Source organism: Micromonospora sp. URMC 107, assembly GCF_051386315.1.
Lineage (GTDB): Bacteria > Actinomycetota > Actinomycetes > Mycobacteriales > Micromonosporaceae > Micromonospora.
Genome location: NZ_JBPQTK010000010.1, coordinates 72,959 through 89,672, shown reverse-complemented (window position 1 = coordinate 89,672; position 16,714 = coordinate 72,959). Strand labels below are relative to the sequence as shown.

At 74.5% G+C, this 16,714-nt stretch carries 13 protein-coding genes and 1 pseudogene; 6 read left to right on the top strand and 8 right to left on the bottom strand.

Annotated features, from left to right (window positions below; translation table 11 throughout):
* Both ACSNN9_RS04130 and ACSNN9_RS04125 read left to right on the top strand, forming a co-directional pair.
* Window positions 1-669 (top strand): annotated as a pseudogene (locus ACSNN9_RS04130) (non-ribosomal peptide synthetase); the annotation flags it as partial.
* A gap of 107 nt (window positions 670-776) precedes the next feature.
* Complete coding sequence (locus tag ACSNN9_RS04125; protein ID WP_436671280.1) at window positions 777-4,478, top strand: amino acid adenylation domain-containing protein; 3,702 nt, start codon at window positions 777-779, stop codon at window positions 4,476-4,478.
* A 22-nt stretch (window positions 4,479-4,500) separates the two neighbouring features.
* Here the strand turns inward: ACSNN9_RS04125 and ACSNN9_RS04120 are convergent, their stop codons facing one another.
* From ACSNN9_RS04120 to ACSNN9_RS04105, 4 genes are all read right to left on the bottom strand, one after another.
* A complete protein-coding gene (locus ACSNN9_RS04120) occupies window positions 4,501-5,481 on the bottom strand; it encodes a hypothetical protein (RefSeq protein ID WP_436671279.1) in 981 nt (326 codons plus the stop codon).
* A 144-nt stretch (window positions 5,482-5,625) separates the two neighbouring features.
* On the bottom strand, window positions 5,626-6,321 hold the full coding sequence (locus ACSNN9_RS04115; protein WP_436671278.1) for an HAD-IA family hydrolase: 696 nt from the start codon (window positions 6,319-6,321) through the stop codon (window positions 5,626-5,628).
* A gap of 37 nt (window positions 6,322-6,358) precedes the next feature.
* On the bottom strand, window positions 6,359-7,492 hold the full coding sequence (locus ACSNN9_RS04110; RefSeq protein ID WP_436671277.1) for a Gfo/Idh/MocA family protein: 1,134 nt from the start codon (window positions 7,490-7,492) through the stop codon (window positions 6,359-6,361).
* Window positions 7,489-8,652, bottom strand: coding sequence for a DegT/DnrJ/EryC1/StrS family aminotransferase (locus ACSNN9_RS04105; protein WP_358092742.1), 1,164 nt, complete (start codon window positions 8,650-8,652; stop codon window positions 7,489-7,491). Before ACSNN9_RS04105 ends, ACSNN9_RS04110 begins: the two co-directional genes overlap by 4 nt.
* Window positions 8,653-8,987: 335 nt before the next feature.
* On the opposite strand from ACSNN9_RS04105, the gene ACSNN9_RS04100 reads away from it, so the two are divergent.
* From ACSNN9_RS04100 to ACSNN9_RS04085, 4 genes are all read left to right on the top strand, one after another.
* Window positions 8,988-9,419 (top strand): type II 3-dehydroquinate dehydratase, encoded by a 432-nt coding sequence (locus ACSNN9_RS04100; RefSeq protein ID WP_357871071.1) that lies wholly within the window; start codon window positions 8,988-8,990, stop codon window positions 9,417-9,419.
* A gap of 91 nt (window positions 9,420-9,510) precedes the next feature.
* A complete protein-coding gene (locus ACSNN9_RS04095) occupies window positions 9,511-9,864 on the top strand; it encodes a DoxX family protein (RefSeq protein WP_436671276.1) in 354 nt (117 codons plus the stop codon).
* A gap of 8 nt (window positions 9,865-9,872) precedes the next feature.
* Complete coding sequence (locus ACSNN9_RS04090) at window positions 9,873-10,808, top strand: ROK family protein (protein WP_436671275.1); 936 nt, start codon at window positions 9,873-9,875, stop codon at window positions 10,806-10,808.
* Between the two features lie 12 nt (window positions 10,809-10,820).
* The gene (locus tag ACSNN9_RS04085; protein ID WP_436671274.1) at window positions 10,821-11,381 is read left to right on the top strand and encodes an NADPH-dependent FMN reductase; all 561 of its coding nucleotides are present in this window, start codon (window positions 10,821-10,823) and stop codon (window positions 11,379-11,381) included.
* 123 nt (window positions 11,382-11,504) lie between these two features.
* Here the strand turns inward: ACSNN9_RS04085 and ACSNN9_RS04080 are convergent, their stop codons facing one another.
* The 4 genes from ACSNN9_RS04080 to ACSNN9_RS04065 all read right to left on the bottom strand — a co-directional run bounded on the left by ACSNN9_RS04080 (window position 11,505) and on the right by ACSNN9_RS04065 (window position 16,712).
* Window positions 11,505-12,746 carry a pentapeptide repeat-containing protein gene (locus ACSNN9_RS04080; protein WP_436671273.1) on the bottom strand — a complete coding sequence of 414 codons (1,242 nt, stop codon included), beginning with the start codon at window positions 12,744-12,746 and terminating at the stop codon, window positions 11,505-11,507.
* Between the two features lie 77 nt (window positions 12,747-12,823).
* On the bottom strand, window positions 12,824-14,332 hold the full coding sequence (locus tag ACSNN9_RS04075) for an MFS transporter (protein ID WP_436671272.1): 1,509 nt from the start codon (window positions 14,330-14,332) through the stop codon (window positions 12,824-12,826).
* Window positions 14,329-16,149, bottom strand: coding sequence for an IucA/IucC family protein (locus tag ACSNN9_RS04070; protein WP_436671271.1), 1,821 nt, complete (start codon window positions 16,147-16,149; stop codon window positions 14,329-14,331). The genes ACSNN9_RS04075 and ACSNN9_RS04070 overlap by 4 nt, the downstream gene beginning before the upstream one ends.
* Window positions 16,146-16,712 (bottom strand): GNAT family N-acetyltransferase, encoded by a 567-nt coding sequence (locus ACSNN9_RS04065; protein WP_436671282.1) that lies wholly within the window; start codon window positions 16,710-16,712, stop codon window positions 16,146-16,148. The genes ACSNN9_RS04070 and ACSNN9_RS04065 overlap by 4 nt, the downstream gene beginning before the upstream one ends.
* Window positions 16,713-16,714: the final 2 nt, after the last annotated feature.

The window sequence follows — 16,714 nt, the reverse complement described above, 5'->3', positions numbered from 1 at the left end:
GGCCCGGCCACCGCCCCGCTGGAGCAGGCACTGGCCTGGGGACCCAAGGCCGGACACATCGTCACCGTCACCCCCGACGTCATGCGGCGCTGGGACCGGGCCGCCCGGGAACAACGGTTCAGCCGCTCCAGCTACTTCGTCGCCGCGTACGCCTCCGCGCTGCGCGCCATCCACCAGCAGGACGACATCGGCCTGCTCATGATCGTGGCGCGGCGCGGCAGCCGCATCCTCGACTCCGCCTTCACCACCCGGATCAACTCGAACTGCGTCCGGGTCCGGTTCCGGCCGGAGACGGACCTGCTCCGGCACGTCCAGCAGACCGTCGACGAGCTGATGGCCGCCCAGGACATCCCGTTCTCGGAGACCGCCGCCGACCCGGCCGTCGGCCTGCCCGGCGAGGTGGTCGCCAGCATTCCCGGCTTCGCCTACCAGGACAACGTGGTCCTTCCGCTGGAACTGCCCGGCTGCCGGACCGAGGAGGTCGTCGAGCCGTACGCCCGGGAGGTGATGAGCGGTCTCACGGTCGAGGCGATCCCCCGGGACACCGACGCCCTGCTGCGCATCACCATCCGCACCGACCTGATCCCGTTCGCCCTCGCCGAGGAGCTGGGCGCCCACATGCTGCGCTTCCTCGAAACGGGCCCCATTCCGGCCCGCACCGGCGACTGAGCCCGCACCCCGTCATCCCCCTGCCGGGGGCGCGCCCACCTGTTGATGGATTTCGTGGACCGGCCGTACCCCCGCGGGCGGCGCCGGTCCTGATCGGAGGTCGACCCATGTCCGTCGGGTTCGTAGGTGGTCAGGCGGGCGTCGCCGGGCCCGGTACCGGCTACGAGGTCCTCGACCTGATGGGCGACCTGCGACGGCCGCTGACGTGGCCGGCCCGGGCGGCGTCGCAGCGGCGGACGCTGGCGCTGCCCGACCTGGCGGGCCCGGAGCCGGCCGGTCTGGTGGTGCTGGCGGGCCTCGTCGGGGTGCTGGCCCGCTACACCGGTCAGGAGGAGGTCGCGCTCGGCCTCTCCGCGGGGGGATCGGTGGTGCGGGTCGGCGTGGCGGACGATCCGGCGTTCGGTGAGCTGGTGAGCCGGGTGGGTGTGGCGTGGAGCGCGCCGGTGGCGGGCGCGGGTGTGGTGGGTCCGGTGGCGGTGGGCCTGGTCGACGGCCCGGTGACCGGCGTGGGCCCGGAGGTGGTGGATGTCGACCTGGTGGTGACCGTGGCCTCGGACGGCTCCGGGCTGCGGGTTGACCACGCGGCGGAGGGCTTCTCCGCGGACTGGGTGCGGGGCCTGCTGGACCAGACCGTGACGCTGTCGTCAGCCGGCGTGCGGGAACCCGGGGTCCCGTTGTCCGGCCTGCCGTTGCTGGGCACGGCCGAGCGGGAGCGGCTGCTCGCGTGGGGCCGGGGTCCGGTCCGCCCGGTGCCGGGTGAGCCGCTGCACGAACTGGTGCTCAAGTGGGCGCGCCGGACACCGGACGCGGTCGCGGGCGTCGCCGACGGCGAGCTCGTCACGTACGGGGAACTGGCACGCCGGTCGGAGCTGCTGGCCCGCCACCTGCGCTCGGTTGGCGTCGGCGTCGGCGACGTGGTGTCGCTGGCGCTGGACCGCAGCATGTGGACCCTCGTCGCCACCCTGGCGGTGCTGCGGGCGGGGGCGGCATACACGCCGATGGACGTGTCGTGGCCGGCGGAGCGGATGCGGACGCTGCTCGCCGACCACGGCGCCCGGGTCGTGCTCACCGTCGGCGAGGTCGCCCCGCGCGTCCCCCGGCCCGACGGCGTACGGGTGATCGCCCTGGACGGCGACTGGCCCGCCGTGGAGGCGGCCGAACCGATCGGGCTGCCGGTGGTGGACGCCTCCCAGCCAGCCTTCGTGATCTACACGTCGGGATCGACCGGGACGCCGAAGGGCGTCGTGCTGACCCACGAGAAGCTGACGACCTTCGTCACCTGGATGCGCGACGAGTGCGCGGTCGGCCCGGACAGCCGGATGCTGCACTGCTGCGCCCCGGTCTTCGACGTGGCCCTGGGCGAGATCTACACCGCGCTGACCTCCGGCGCCCGCGTCGTGGTCTGCTCGCGTGACGATCTGCTCGACGCCCGCCGGTTGACGGAGCTGATCGCGAAGGAAGGGACCACCCACGCGTTCTGCCCGCCCACCAACCTCGCCGCCGTCGACCCGGCCGACTGCCCGAGCATGTCGTGCGTGACCCTCGCCGGCGAACCCGTCCCGCCGCGCATGGCCCACCGGTGGATGGCCGCCGGCGCCCGCCTGATCAACGCCTACGGCCCCGCCGAAGCCTCCGTCGCCTGCACGTGGTTCGACGCCGGGGCCGGCTGGGACGGCGCGTACGTGCCCATCGGCTGGCCCATGCCCAACCGGCAGGTCCGCGTCGTCGACGCCAACCTCGGCCTCGTCCCCATGGGTGTCCCCGGGGAGATCCTCATCACCGGCGCCGGGGTCGCCGACAGCTACCTCAACCGCCCCGACCTGACCGCGCAACGGTTCGTCACCGACCCGTACGGCGGCGGGATCGCCTACCGTACCGGGGACCTGGGCCGGTGGAACGCCTCCGGGGCGCTGGAGATCCTCGCCCGGATGGACCACCAGGTCAAGGTCAACGGCATCCGCATCGAACTCGGCGAGATCGAAGCCGTCCTCGAACAGCATCCGGACGTCGGCACGGCCGTGGTCGTCCGTCGCGAGGACCGGGGCGTCGCCCGGCTGGTCGGCTACGTGACCGGCCGCGACGGCAGGAACCCGGCCGTGACCGAGCTGCGGGAGCACGCCGCGGCCGTGCTCCCCTCGTACATGGTGCCCGCCGTGATCATGGTCCTCGACCGGTTCCCCGTCGGCGGCACCGGGAAGATCGACAGGCGGGCCCTACCGGAGCCGGGCTCGCAGCGCCCGGACCTGGGCGTGGCCTACGTCGAGGCCGCGACCAACGAGGAACGACTGGTCACGGCCGTGTTCGCCGACGTGCTCGGCATCGACCCCGTCGGCACCGGGGACAACTTCTTCGCCCTCGGCGGCACCTCCCTGCAGTCCGCCGCCGTCGCCGCCGCCATCGACGAGGCCGCCGACGTCGTCGTACCCGTCTCGCAGATCCACCGCACGCCCACACCGCGCGGCCTGGCGCACTGGCTCACCACCGCGCCCCGCCGCCCCACGGCCGAACCGGAACCGTCCGGCACCGGACGGCCCGGCCCGACCGGGCCCGTCCCGCTGACCCTGTCGGTCGGCAAGTTCGTCTGGCTCCCCTTCGACCTGGTCTGCCCGACCACCTGGTGGATCGAGGGCGAGCTGGACCTCCGCGCGCTGATGGCGGCGCTCGGCGACGTGCACCGGCGGCACGAGGCGTTGTACGCCCGCTACCGGCGGGTGGACCCGCCCGTGGCCGTCGTCCCGCCGAACCCGGGCATGCCCGCACTCCGGTTGCTCACCGACGCCACGGGCGAACAGGAGGCCCTCGACCAGCTCGCCGAAGCGGTGCAGCAGCCGCTCGACTACACCCAGGGCCGCAACTGGCGGGCCGCCCTGATCCGCGAGCGATCGACCGGCCGGATCCTGTTCGGCGTCGGCATCCACCACATCGCCTTCGACGGGTGGTCACACGCGCTGCTCGTGCGGGACCTCAGCCACGCCTACGCCGCCCGCCTGGCCGGCCGGGCACCCGGGTGGGGCCGCCCCGCACCCACACTGCGCCAGTTCCATGACGAGCACACCCGCCTGCGGGCCGCCACCGACCTCGACGCGCAGCGTGACTACTGGCGCGCGCAGTTGCGCGGACTCGCCCGCCAGGGCGAGGGCCGGTCCCAGTCGCTGCTGGAGCAGACCCCGACCTGGGGCCCCCGGACCGGACACATCGTCGCCGTCTGCCCCGAGGTGCTGGACCGCTGGGACCGGGCCGGCCGGGAACACCGGTTCAGCCGCTCCACCTACTTCGCCGCCGCCTACGCCTGGGCGCTGCGCGCCATCCACCAGCAGGACGACATCGCCCTGCTGATGATCGTCGCCCAGCGCGGCAGCCGGATCCTCGACTCCGCCTTCACCAGCAGGATCAGCTCCAACTGCCTGCGCGTCCGGTTCGACGGGCCGGAGAGGAACCTGATCCGGGCGGTCCAGCGCACCGTGGACGGGCTGATGGCCGCCCAGGACGTCTCCTTCGTGGAAATGACCACCGACCCGGTCCTCGGGATGTCCCGCGAGGTGGCGAACAGCCTGCCCTCCTTCGCCTACCAGGACAACCTCGTGCTTCCCCTGGACCTGCCCGGCTGCCGGACCGAGGAGGTCGTCGAGCCGTACGCCCGGGAGTGGTCGGGATCCTGTGTCGCCGAGGTGCTTCCCGGCGACGGGGGTGCCCTCCTGCGCGTCACCATCCGCACCGACCTGGTCCCGGCACCCGTCGCCGAGATGCTGGCGACCACCATGCTGCGCTTCCTGGAGGCCGGGCCCGAGGCCGCCGGCCAGGCGCGCTGAGAGGGCCCGAGTCCCGCCAGGGTCAGCGCCGGAAGCGTTGCCTCAGGTACTCGTGGACCGGCGCCAGCTCGTCGGCGGTGAACACCGTGGTGGCGTGGTTCTGCCGCTCGCCGTAGCGCTCGACGCTGTAGCGCAGCGGCTCGTGGTGACGCCGGATGACGTACCGCACGTCCGTGCCGAACGCCGCCGACTCGGCGGTGCCCACGAACTGCCGCAGCGGGTGGCCGCCGCGTTCCGCCTGTTCGAGGAGCTCGGTGGTGACCAGGGACAGGTCGGGCCCCTCCGAGATGATCCGCAGCGGCGGGTCCGGGCGCTCGGTGCGGTACGCCCGGACGATCTCCGCGAGGTCGAGGGCCCGCAGCGCGGCGAGCTGTTCCTCGTCGGCCCAGCCGACCCGGAACACCACGCACGGCCAGCCCAGCGGGCGCGGGGCGGAACGGTTGCCGACCTCGGCCAGCAGGACCCGGGTGACGTCGGCCAGGTCGTCCGCGGCGTGCACCGGATCGCCGAGCTTGGCCACCAGGTGGTCGCGCAGGTGCAGCTCGAACCGGCCGGCGCGTTCGGCGATCCGGTACGACTGCCGGTCGCGGGTGGCGACGAAGGGGTTGCCGTACAACTCCGCCGGCGGCCACCAGCCGCACTCGCGCAACCAGTCGCCCGCGACGGGATCGAGTTCGTCGGCCGTGACCGCCCGCACGCTGCCGGGCGGATCGAGCCTGCTGGCGATGGCCCACAGTTCCTCGCAGGCGGCCTGCTCGCTGTCGAAGACGACCGGCTCCGGGCCGTGCGTGTCCGGGGGAAAGTGGGCGGGGCGGTGCGGGTCGCGGACGGTGACGGTGTACCGGCCGTCCTCGACCAGCAGGTTCCACGCGCCGTCGCAGACCGACGTCGACCCGCTCGCCGCGCGACCCTGGGGTCGCAGTGTGTCGTAGTGCCCCGCGTACACCTGGAACGGGTCGTGGCCGGCGGCGCGCAGGCGCTGCTGCAACTCCAGAAAGTTCACCCGGTCATGGTGCGCCTGTCGCGCGGGTCGGCCGCGGGCGGGCGGCGCGGCGACGGTGGCCTGCGCCGCGCGACCCCGGTCAGCGGGGCCCGCACCGGGCTCGGCGCTGTCGGCGCAGCGCGGCCGGGAAGGGGCCGGTACGGGTCAGTGGACGAGGGCCGCGGGGCAGTACGCGAGCAGGTCCGTCGGGGCGTGCAGGACCAGGTCGGGACCGGCGGCGAGCAGCGCGGCGACGTCCCCGCCGTGCCAGGTCGTGGCGACGGCGGTCGCCCCGGCGTCCCGGCCGCTGAGCAGGTCGATGACCGCGTCGCCGACCATCATCGCCTGCGCCGGCGGCACGTCGAGGTGGCCGAGCGCCTGGAGCACGATGTCCGGGGCGGGCTTCGGGCGGGCCACCTCGTCGGAGCCGATCACCTGGTCGAACAGGCCCAGCACGCCGAGCGTGTCCAGCAGGGAGCGGGCCCGGGGGCCGCTCTTGCCGGTGGCGATCGCCATCCGGATCCCCCGGGAGTGCAGCGTCTCCAGGGTCTCCCGGACGCCGGGGAAGAGCGGCACCAGGTGGGCCATCCGGTAGCTCTCCCGGACGAACGGCTCCTCCATCTCCAGCGGCAGCCCCATCAGCCGCATGATGTCCGGGAAGTACCGGCCCATGTGCCGGTTGTACTCCTCGAACGGCGCCGGCCCGTCGCCCACCACCTCGGCGTACGCGATGCTGAACGCCTCCCGCATGACGGCCGAGCTGTCGACGATGACGCCGTCGAGGTCGAACACGACCGCGCGGATCGGGCCGCGGACCGGCGACTGCGGGGTCACCTCGACGGTGGACGATGGATGGCTCATGGCTGCTCCCGGAAGCGAGTGGGGCCGACGGTGGGTCTCACCGGTCGCGATGGCCCGCCAGCGCGTGCTGCCGCTCCGGCGCCGTGGGCCGGGCGGACTGGTAGATCCGTTCGATGATGTCGATGGTCCGGCCGGCCTCGGCGACGGCCGCGCCCCGGCCGGTCGGGTCGGCGAGCAGCCCCGGCAGGGCGTCGAGCTGGCGGTCGTACTCGGCGCCGATCGGCTCCTCGGGCAGCGGCAGCCGGACGGTCTCGCCGTCCCGGGTGCGGGTCAGCACCGGCGTGGGCTCCCGGTTGGGGCTGAAGCCGAACGTGCAGCGCAGCGTCGCCGAGCCGGCGGCGCCGTGCACGGTGATGGTGGTGCGGTCCAGCGACTCGTGCGAGGCCCAGCAGGCGTGCAGGGCGACCGAGGCCCCCTCGGCGGTGAGCAGGAAGCCCCGGGCGGTGTCCTCGACGTCGCCGGGGGCGCGGTCACCGGCGCCGGCGTCGCTGCGCCAGGCGGCGTGGGCGGCGCTGTCGTTGACGAAGTCGGCGGAGACGCTGCCGACGGCGTGGGCGATCCGGGTCGGGCCGAGCATCGGCAGCACGGTGTCGAGCAGGTGCCAGCCGAGGTCGACCAGCGCGCCGCCGCCGGAGAGGTCGCGGCGGGTGAACCAGCCGCCCGCGTCGGGCACGCCACGGGCGCGGACCCAGGCCACGTCGACGTGCCGGATCGGGCCCAGCTCGCCGGCCACCCCGGTCAGCGCCCGGATGTCGGCGCGGTAGCGGGCGGCGCTGCCGGCGAGCAGCACCGCGCCGCCGTCGCGCTCCGCGTCGGCCAGCAGGGTCGCCTCGGCGGAGGTGAGGCAGACGGGCTTCTCCAGGAACACCGGTACGCCCCGGCGCAGCAGCCGGGCGGCGACGGTGGCGTGCAGGTGGTTCGGTACGGCGACCACCACCAGGTCGACCGACTCGGCCGGCAGCTCGTCGACGTCGGCGTACGCGAACGGGACGTGGTGGGTGTCGCGGACCCGGTCGCGTACGCCGACCGCCGGATCGACCACGGCGGTGACCGCGTAGCCGGGGTGCGTGGCGAGCCGGGGCAGCCAGATCTCCCGCCCGGCCCAGCCGAGGCCGGCCACCGCGACCCGCACCGGGCGGTCGGTCGCGGCGGCCGGAGGCCGGCCGGTCATCCGGCGAGGACGTCGGCGAGCACGGCGGCGATGTCGTGCATCTGCTGCTCGGTGCCGAGCAGCGTGCGGTGGTGCAGCCAGATGCAGTCGGAGTGGATCTGCTCGGTGTTCGGGCACCGGGCCGCGACCGCCTCGACCGACTCGTCGGGCGCGCCGGCCTTCCAGAAGCCCTCGCAGCGGTAGATCGCGCGGAACGCCACGAACGCGGGCACGCCCCGGGCGATGAGCGCGTCCACGACCTCGCGGCGGCGCGCGATGTCCATGCCGGGGACGCGGAACATCGCCATGTAGTGCGGGTTGCGGTCGGTACGGGGGTCGGTGGCCTGCGGGACGACGCCGGGGATCTCGGCGAGCAGGCTCGACAGCAGCGGCCAGCGCTGCTCGCGCACCGCGATCTGCCCGTCGAGGCGGGCCAGCTGGGCGCGCAGCACGGCGGCGGTGAACTCGCCCATCCGGTAGTTCGAGCCGGTGGTGCCGTGCAGGTAGTCCCGGTCGGTGCGGGGCCGGCCGCAGCTGTGCACGAGGAACGCCCGCTCGCGCAGCTCCTCGTCGGGGAAGAGCACCGCCCCGCCCTCGCCGGCGGTCATCAGCTTGCCGTTCTGGAAGCTGAACGCGGCCACCGAGCCGAGCGCCCCGGCCCGCTTGCCCTGCCACTGCGCGCCGTGGGCGTGCGCGGCGTCCTGGAGCAGCGCCACCCCGGCGTCGGCGGCGAGCTTGTCCAGCGCGTCCATGTCGGCGAACTGGCCGGCCATGTGCACGGGCATGATGACCTTGGTGCGCGGCGTGATCGCGGCCTCGACGGCGGCCGGGTCGACGCAGTAGGTGTCCAGGTCGACGTCGACCGGCACGGCGACCGCGCCGAGCCGCTGGGCGGCCAGCGAGGACGAGATGAACGTGAAGGCCGGCACGATGACCTCGGTGCCCGGCCCGACGCCGAGCACCTCCAGCGCCACCTCCAGCGCGTGCGTGCCGTTGGTGACGGCGAGCGCGTGCGGCGTGCCGTGGTACGCCCCGAACTCCGCTTCGAAGGAGTCGACCTCGCTGCCGCCCATCCGCCACCACTGGCCCTGCTCGAGGGCGCGGATCAGGCCGGCGCGCTCCTCGTCGCCGAACTGCGGCCACTCGGGGAACTCGGACACCGTCGAGGGCTGACCACTCATGACTTCCCACTTCCCAACTCGGGCAGACCAGGGGCTTCGCCGGACCATCGGGCGGGACGACCCGGGACCGCCGGTACGCGGTCCGGGCACACCGGGCGCCGGATGGCCGGTTCGAGGTAGGTGACGCATCCGTTGGAGCCGGCGGCGTCGCTTCGGCAGGGAGGACGGTAACCGAAGCGGACACGCGGTCACCGCCCCTAACAGCCCCTAGCCACCCCTTAGTCCGCCCGTGCCGCGGCCAGCGCCGGTTCGCCCGACGCCGTGGGCGTAGTAAGACTGCGGTGGACCAGTCATCGGGCCTTGTCGGGACAGGGCCGCGCCCCGCGAGGTGAAGCGTGTCGGACGTGCTGCTGCTGAACGGCCCGAACCTGGGCATCCTCGGCCGACGGGAGCCGGAGATCTACGGCACCGACACCCTGGAGGACATCGAACGGGCGGTCGGCGAGGAGGTCGCCGCCCGGGGCTGGCGGGTGGTGGCCGAGCAGCACGACTGCGAGGGCGCGCTGATCCGGGCGATCCAGGACAACTACGAGACCGTGGGCGCCATCGTCAACCCGGGCGCGCTGATGATCGCCGGCTGGAGCCTGCGGGACGCCCTGGCCAACTATCCCCGGCCCTTCGTCGAGGTGCACCTGTCCAACGTCTGGGCCCGGGAGAGCTTCCGGCACGACTCGGTGATCGCCCCGCTGGCCAGCGGCGTCATCGTCGGGCTCGGGTCGCTGGGCTACCGGCTGGCCGCCCGCGCCCTCGTCGCGACCGTCCGGTGACGACCCGGCGCCGCGCCGTCCGGCTCCATCGGCGTCGATACGGCAGCGGTACGGTCGTCCGCACGTTCCGACTCTCCCCGAAGGACATCACGTGCACATTCCCATCCTCGTCCTGACCCTCATCCTCGCCGCCGTGTTCCTGGGCACCGCCGTGCCGAAGCTCACCGGGCAGGCGCAGATGCGCGAGCGGATGGACCACCTCGGCGTCTCGCCGGGCCTGACGCGCCTGCTCGGGGTCCTGGAACTCGCCGCGGTCGCCGGGCTGCTGCTCGGTCTGCTCTGGCCGCCGCTGGGCATCGCGGCGGCGATCGGTCTCGCCCTGCAGATGGTGGGCGCGGTGGTCTACCACGCCCGCGCGAAGGACCCGGCCGCGATGACCCTGACGCCGGTGATCTTCGCCCTGGCCGCCCTGGCGCTCGTGTTCCTGCACGTGCGGCAGGGCTGAGGCCGCGCGTGTCCGGTTCGCGGCGCGGCGACGGCGTGCTGGGCGTCGACGTCGGCGGCACCAAGGTGGCGCTGCGCGCGGAGGCGGCCGGGCGACCGGCGTACGAGCGGACCTTCCGCTGGCCGCGCGGCGCGGACCCGGCCGCGGACCTGGCCGCGCTGGCCGCCGAGGTGGACCGGCTGCGCGACGCGTGGGGCCCGGTGGGCGCGGTCGGGGTGGCGATGCCGGCGACCACGGACCCGGCGGGCACCGTCACCACCTGGCCCGGGCGGCCCGGCTGGGCGGGGCTGGACCTCGCCGGCGCGCTGCGCCGCCTCTTCCCCGGGGTGGCGACCGCCGTCGCCGACGACGGTGACCTCGCCGCGCTGGCCGAGGCCCGCCACGCCGGCCACGACGACGTGGTCTACCTGGGCGTCGGCACCGGGATCGGCGGCGGCGTGGTGCTGGCGGGGCGGTCGGTGCCCGGCCGGTCCTCCGCCGAGATCGGGCACATGGTCGTCGCCCTCGACGGCGAGCGCTGCGACTGCGGCCGGCGCGGCTGCCTCCAGTCGATCGCGTCCGGTCCCGCCACCCTGCGCCGGGCCGGCGCCGGCCGCGGCGGCGAGGTGAGCTTCGACGACCTGCGGACGGGGCTCGACGAGCGCCGGCCGTGGGCGGTGGAGACGGTCGACGCGAGCTGCCGGGCGCTTGCCGCGGCGGTGGTCAGCCTCGGCGAGCTGCTGGACCCGGCGTTGGCGGTCGTCGGCGGCGGCTTCGCCGCCGGCCTGCCGGGCCTGGTGCCACTCGTCGCCGAACGGGCCCGGTCCGCCGGCCGGCCGGGGCGGCCGGCGCCACCCGTACGGGCCGCCGCCCTCGGCGCGTTGTCGTCCCTGCACGGCGCGGTGGAGCTGGCCCGTGACCTGGCCGGCACACCGGCCCCCGTTCGTCCCGTCCCCACCGCGTAGAGGAGATCAGCCATGGTCAGGATCGGTGTCATCGTCGGCAGCACGCGGCCCGGCCGCAAGGCCGACGCCGTCGCCCGCTGGGTGACCGAGGTCGCCGCCAGGCGGGGCGACGCCACGGTCGAGCTGGTCGACATCGCCGACTACGACCTGCCGCACTTCGACGAGGTGCTGCCGCCGTCGATGGCGCCGTCGAGGCGCCCCGCCGTACGCCGCTGGGCGTCGACCGTCGCCGGGTTCGACGGCTTCGTCTTCGTCACCCCGGAGTACAACCACTCCATCCCGGGCGCGCTGAAGGACGCCGTCGACTTCCTGTTCCAGGAGTGGCAGCACGCGTCGGCCGGCCTCGTCAGCTACGGCGTGCACGGCGGCACCCGGGCGGCGGAGCACCTGCGGCTGGTGCTCGGACAGGTCGGGATGGCCGACGTCCGGTCCCAGGTGGCGCTCTCCCTGACCACCGACTTCGTCAACTTCCGCGACTTCCGGCCTGCGGCGCACCACGAGCAGGCCCTCGGCACCATGCTCGACGAGGTGGTCGCCTGGGCCGGCGCGCTGCGCACGCTTCGCCGGCGCTGACGCCCGGCCCTCCGGCGCGCCGGTGCGGCCGCATCGGCCGGACCGGCCGGACCGGCCAGGTCGGCCGGACCGGCCGGGTCGGCCGGGTCGCTCCTCGTCCGGACTCGCGGGAGCCGGCAGCGGTCAGGCGTCGCGGGTCGCGGGAGGTGGCAGCCGCAGCCCGGCCGGCACCCGGACCCCCGCCGGCCACAGTTTCGCCGCCGGGGGCCGCTGCGTCTGGTCGATCCTCGACAGGTCGACCAGGCCGCCGCTGAAGGTAGCGCCGGCAAAGGAGACGCTGCCTCCGGCGAAGCGGGCGCCGTCGAACGAGACCGTTCCGCCGGAGAACGTGGCGCCGTCGAAGGACAGCGGGCCGGTGATCGTCGCGTCGGCGAAGGTGACGGTGCCGTCGCCGGCGAAGGTCGCGCCGCGGAAGTCCCCTCCGTCCAGGACCATTCCCGAGAAGTCGAAGTCGTGGCCGCGCCAGGTGCGCGGGTCGTCGTCGGGCAGGTGAAGGTTGTCGCGGACGAGCCGGATGACGGTGTGCCTGAGCTGGCGTTCCTGCCTGAGGTCCCCGGAGTCCTGCGCCGGAAACGTCGTGAGGGGTCCTCGCTCGGCCCCGTCCTGCGGATCAGCGCCGGGGCCGGGGGCCTCCGGCGGCGGGACCCAGGGCTGACGAAGGTAGGCGCAGAGCACGTCGATGCTGCCCTGGCGGCTCTCCGGCGCGTCGTTGGCCAGCGCCGCGAAGGCGTAGACGCCCGCGGTGCGGACGGAGACCTCCCGCGCCCCGAGCAGTTCGGCCGCCTTGCAGAAGCGGTCGAGCAGGGTCCTCGTCTCCTCGCGGTACGCCTCCACCTCGCTGAGGCGCTGCCGTCGGTAGGCCGCCGTCAACGCCACCACGGCGCCGACGCCACCGACCAGGGTGAGCACGATCTTCACCGCGTCGAGCGCGTCCCGGGCACTCCACGCCGTGGCCGCCGACGCTCCGGGTGTCGCCTGCTGGTCGGGGCCGGCGCCGACGACCGGCTGGCCGAGCGCATGCCACAGCAGCACACCGGCGACCGCCGCGACCGCCGTCGCCGCCACGAGCAGCAGCACGACGTGCACGAGGAACGGCATGGCCGGAGGGCGGGGCCGCCTTCCCACGGTCATCCTGATCCTCCGGTGTCGACCGGTGCCCCACACCGCCACGGCCGACACCACCAGGACCACCACCAGCCAGAACCGGCCGGCCCACCGGGCGGCCGAGAGCGCCACGTCGCCCCACCAGGCCGGCGCGACGAGCACCACCGCGACGGCGAGCAGGCCCGCCGCCAGCACCTGCCGCACGGGGGGCGTCCGGGGAAAGCCCCGCACCGCCCGGCTCACCTGCAATCCTCCACGCACCACGCCATGGTGACCGGGCGACGCCACCGTCCACCGGAGGCGGTCGCCCCTCGGGGGCCGCGGGACGCGGGCCGGCGTCAGCCGGCCCGCTCGGCCCGGCGCAGCAGCGCGGCGGCGACGCAGCCGCCCGCGAAGACGGCCACGGCGCCGACCGTCTGGCCGGTCTCCAGGGCGGAGCGGAACGCGTCGGAGACGAGCGCGCGCTCGGACTCGCTCCGGGCGGCGGCCAGCGCGGCGGGGAACGACCCGGCGCCGGCCACGGCCGCGGGCAGCAGTGCGGCGAACCGGGCGTTGAGGATCGCGCCCAGCACGGCGATGCCGAGGCTGCTGCCGACCTCCGTCATCGTGCCGTCCACGCCCGCCCCGGCCCCGGCCTTCTCCGGCGGGATCGCGCTCATCACGGCCTCGACGATGGCCGGGTTGGCCACGGCGCAGCCGGCACCCATCACCAGCAGGCCCGGCAGCAGCATCCCGTAGCCGTCCGTCGGGGCGTGGGTGATCAGGGCGAGACCGCCGGCCAGGAGCGTCATGCCGAGGGCGATCGACCACGCCAGCCCGATCCGGTGGATCACCCGCGCGGCGACCCCGCCCACGTTCAGCAGGACGATGGAGAGCGCGAACGGCATCATCCGCAACCCCGCCTCCCAGGCCGGGTAGCCGCGCACGAACTGGAGGTGCTGGGTGAGCAGGAACAGCGCGCCGGTCGCGCCGAAGGTGATCAGGACGACGCCGGAGACCGCGCCGACGAAGCGGGGGTTGCGGAAGAAGTGCATGTCCAGCATGGGGTCGGCGACCCGCCGCTCCCAGGCCACGAAGGCGGCGAGCAGGAGCACCCCGGCGACCGCCGCGCCGAGCACCGGGGCGGCCCCCCAGCCCTGCTCCGGCCCGGCGATGATCGCGTAGACGACCCCGGTCAGGCCGGCCGTGGAGAGCAGCACCCCGCCCAGGTCGAGGCGGCCGCCGGCCGGCTGGCGCGACTCCGGCACCAGCACCCACGCCGCCGCCAGGCAGAGCAGCACGATCGGGACATTGACGAGGAAGATCGCCCCCCACGGGAGGTGGGCGAGGACGAGCCCACCGAAGGGCGGCCCGGCCGCGAACCCCAGCGCGCTCGCCGCCGCCCAGAGGCCGATCGCCCGGGACCGCTCGGCGTCGTCGAAGACCTGCATCGCCACCGCGAGGGTGGCGGTAACCAGCAGCGCGCCGCCGACCCCCATGCCGGCGCGGGCCGCGATCAGCTGGCCGCTGGACTCGGCTAGCCCGGCGACCAGCGAGCCGAGCCCGAACAGCACGAGGCCGGCGAGCAGCATCCGGCGGCGGCCGTACCGGTCGGCGGCGCTGCCCGCGGTCAGCAGCAGTCCACACTGGACCAACGCGTACGCGTTGATCATCCACTGCACGTCGGCGGTGCTGGCGGCCAGTTCGGTCGTGAGCACCGGGATCGCCACGGTCAGCACGGTGTTGTCGAGCACCACGGTGACCTGGGCGAGGCAGAGCACGGCGAGGATCAGCCACCGGCCGCGCACCCGACCGGCCGGGGCGCCGGCCGGCGCCCCGGCGGCCGGCGCGAGCGCCGTGGTCGTCATCGGGCCGCCGGGGCGAAGCGGGCGATGGGGTTGGTCAGGGTGCCGACCAGTTGCAGCGCGGCCGACGGGTCGGCCAGGTCGACCATCTGCTGGTTGTTGCGCAGCTGGAGCCGGTTCAGGCAGGACAGCGCGAACTCCGGGGCGAACAGGTCGTAGCGCCGCAGCCGCTCGGCGAGGTGCGGGACGCTGTCGGCGTAGTCGGCGGCGCACCCGGCGACCGTCCGCCAGAAGGTCTCCTCGTCCAGCACGCCCTCGGTGACGAGGATCGCGCTGAGGTAGCGCAGGAAGCAGTCGAAGACGTCGGTGAAGATGGAGAGCAGCTTCATGTCCTCCGGCACCTCGGCCCTGACCCGTTGGACCTGCGGGGGCAGGTCGGCGTCCGGGTCCATCACCACGATCTCCTCGGCGATGTCCTTGAAGATCGCCCGCTCGACCGTCCCGCCGTCCAGGACGAGGATGACGTTCTCGCCGTGCGGCATGAAGGCCAGGTCGTGGGCGTAGAAGCTGTGCAGCAGCGGGGTGAGGTAGGCGTCGAGGTAGCGGCGCAGCCACACCTGCGGCGCCAGCCCCGAGCGGGCGATCAGCGCGGCGGCGAACGAGCGGCCGTCGCGGTCGGTGTGCAGCAGGGACGCCATGGTGGCCAGTCGCCGGCCCGGTTCCAGGGCGGGCACCGGGCTCTCCCGCCACAGGGCGGCCAGCATCTTGCGGTACGGGGAGTACCGGTCGGTGGCCGCCTCGTACTCCAGGTGCCGGTACCCGACGGCGGCCCGCTCGCGGATGATCGTGAGCCCGGTGCGCTTGAGCACCTCGTCGCCGTCGATCAGGTCGGCCAGCCAGTCGTTGATGGCCGGGGTGGCCTCCATGTACGCGGCGGAGAGTCCCCGCATGAAGCCCATGTTCAGCACGGACAGCGCCGTCTTGACGTAGTGCCGGGACGGGTCGGTGACGTTGAAGAAGGTGCGGATGGACTGCTGGGCGAGGTACTCGTCGGGGCCGGGGCCGAGGCAGACCAGCCGGTGCTGCGCCACCTCGGCGGCGAAGGTGATGGAGATCCTGTTCCACCACTGCCACGGGTGCACCGGGATGAGCAGGTAGTCGGCCGGGTCGAGGCCGAGCCCGGTCAGGGTGCCGGCGAACCCGGCGAGGGTGTCGTCGCCGAGTTCGGCGCGGATCAGCGTGTCGTAGTCGAGGTCGGCGGCGCAGGTGAAGGTCGTCCGGTCGCGGTGCGCGGCCACCCAGATCAGCCGCACCGGGTTGCCGGTCTCCGGGGCGTACGCCCGGTATTCGTCGACGCCGAAGCCGATGCGGCCGTTGTTGGCGACGAAGCCGGGGTGGCCCTCGGTCATCTCGGTCTCGATGGTCTGGAAGTCCGCGTCGGCGAGCTCGGCGACGCTGACGGCCGGCTTGTCGAGCTTGTACGCGGTGCTGGCCAGGGTGGAGCTGATCTCCTCCAGGTAGACGGGGAGGATCTGGTCGGTGAGGCCGAGCGCGCCCCGCAGATCGAGGCAGAACTCCAGGGCGTCCAGCGGCAGTTCGGTGTCGCCCCGGTGGCGGGTGATGCTGTCGGCGTCGATCCGCCAGTGGTCGAGGGCCAGCAGGCTCGCGGTGAACCGGTAGACGACCTCGCCGTCGTCGCCGCGCACCTGGTAGCGCCGCTGACCCGTTGGACCGGCGGGAACGGGCTCGCCGGCGGGAACGGGCTCGGGCGCGAGGAGCCGCTCGTGGGCGAACTCGGCCAGCGCCTTGCGGACCAGCAGCCGGTTGGCGTGGGCCCAGTTCGCGGGCGTCAGGTGGGCCACGGATGCGAGCGGGTTCACGCGGGCACGTCTCCTCGGGTTGCGGCGTGGAACTGGTCACGGGTGCAGACGCTGAGCAGCGCGTCCTTCTCGGGCTTGCGGATCGGGCCGACGACGGTGAAGCCGACGGCCGCGTTGAGGGCGTGCACCGCCGTGTTGCGCACGTCGGGCTCCACGACGACGCGCCGGGTGGCCGGGTCGGCGAAGAGCCACGCCATCACGGTGGTGATCACCGCCCGGGTGAAGCCGTGCACCGGCGCGTCGGCGGGCGCGCAGAGGAAGTGCATGCCGACGTCGCCGTCGGCCGCGTCGTACAGGCCGACGAGTTCGACCCGGGCCGGGTCGTACCGCTCGGCGAGGAAGGCCGGCCGGCCCTCGTGCAGGCCGAGGAACGCGTCGTGGTGCGGGTGCGCGGCGATGCGCCGGTACTCCTCGGCGACCCGGGCCAGGTCGGCGTCCTGCATCAGCCAGAACGCCGCCTTCGGGTGGGTCACCCAGCGGTGCAGCAGCGGCGCGTCGGCGTCCGGGTCGAGGGTACGCAGGGCGAACTCGCCGAGCCGGTCGTCGACCCGGCGGTGGACCACCT

Excerpts from the sequence above, each read along its gene's own strand:
- ACSNN9_RS04125 (WP_436671280.1), top strand. The coding sequence starts at position 777 with ATGTCCGTCGGGTTCGTAGGTGGTCAGGCGGGCGTCGCCGGGCCCGGT.
- ACSNN9_RS04115 (WP_436671278.1), bottom strand. The coding sequence starts at position 6,321 with ATGAGCCATCCATCGTCCACCGTCGAGGTGACCCCGCAGTCGCCGGTC.
- ACSNN9_RS04110 (WP_436671277.1), bottom strand. The coding sequence starts at position 7,492 with ATGACCGGCCGGCCTCCGGCCGCCGCGACCGACCGCCCGGTGCGGGTC.
- ACSNN9_RS04105 (WP_358092742.1), bottom strand. The coding sequence starts at position 8,652 with ATGAGTGGTCAGCCCTCGACGGTGTCCGAGTTCCCCGAGTGGCCGCAG.
- ACSNN9_RS04085 (WP_436671274.1), top strand. The coding sequence starts at position 10,821 with ATGGTCAGGATCGGTGTCATCGTCGGCAGCACGCGGCCCGGCCGCAAG.
- ACSNN9_RS04075 (WP_436671272.1), bottom strand. The coding sequence starts at position 14,332 with ATGACGACCACGGCGCTCGCGCCGGCCGCCGGGGCGCCGGCCGGCGCC.